Consider the following 942-nt stretch of genomic DNA (forward strand, 5'->3'; position numbering starts at 1 on the left):
GCCCTCAAGGCCAGGCAGGTTGAGCAAGTCGGCCCAAGTCCTACCGCGACGGCGCAGGTGGGTATTGTGAACCATACGGGGAATTTTATTTACTCCGCATCGGTGGATGGGGCAGGAGGGGGGAATATGGATAAATGGGGGGCGGGAGGTGCGAATATTTGCTGTACATCAATCCCGAGAGTATGGCATCCAGGAATGAACGTCATGGTACGGTGGGATATGCCTGAAGGGCATACGCATATTGTTAAAGAAAAAGTAGTGAGAGTTGAAAAATATGATAGACCCGGAGATATTTATATGCACTTTTTTGAGAATGATGAGGTGAGGGTTGTTGTGTCGAATGATGCAGGGTATGGAAAAGATCACCCGATTCAACACACGGGTAAACCATCACTTAAAAAATGATTCATTATGATTAATGTTCCGCCTTTCAAAGCTCCCGTTCCTGTCGATATATTCTTAAAGCCAGGCACGAGTGAACAGTCAAAAATCGCTCAAGTTGTATGCAGCGCGGCATCAGACGCACCATGCAGCATAGCTGTACATGTGGGACTATTTTTTGACGGCACGAACAATAATTTGGAACGGGATCGCAACGGCTTGCGTACCGGTGTAATTGATGAAAAAACGAAAGTCCCCATTGCCATTGCGAAAATTCCACTCAAACCGGAAGATGCCAGTCACAGTAATGTGGCGCGCCTTTTTTTAACATATCCAAATGACAAGCAACAGAGCGGATATTTTTCAAACTATATTCCAGGCGTAGGGACTCCGTTCAAAGAAATCGGAGAGCTAACCGAATCGGATGAAGGCAAGGCATTTTCCAAAGGCGGGCAACCCCGGATTATATGGGGCTTGCTGCAAGTCGTGAATGCAGTTCATCGGACTATTAGCGGAAAGTTATTGTACGAATCAGATGAAGCTGGCCGACTTGCCCGCATC

Annotated in this window: 1 protein-coding gene and 1 pseudogene; both read left to right on the forward strand. The window is 46.9% G+C overall.

Annotated features, from left to right (window positions below; translation table 11 throughout):
• The coding region (locus SJI03_RS28750; protein WP_322429451.1) for a DUF3304 domain-containing protein at positions 1-405 on the forward strand (405 nt) is incomplete at its 5' end.
• 6 nt (positions 406-411) lie between these two features.
• Positions 412-942, forward strand: a pseudogene (locus tag SJI03_RS28755) (DUF2235 domain-containing protein); the annotation flags it as partial.

This window comes from Janthinobacterium sp. GMG1 (genome assembly GCF_034427795.1).
Taxonomy (GTDB): domain Bacteria; phylum Pseudomonadota; class Gammaproteobacteria; order Burkholderiales; family Burkholderiaceae_D; genus Janthinobacterium.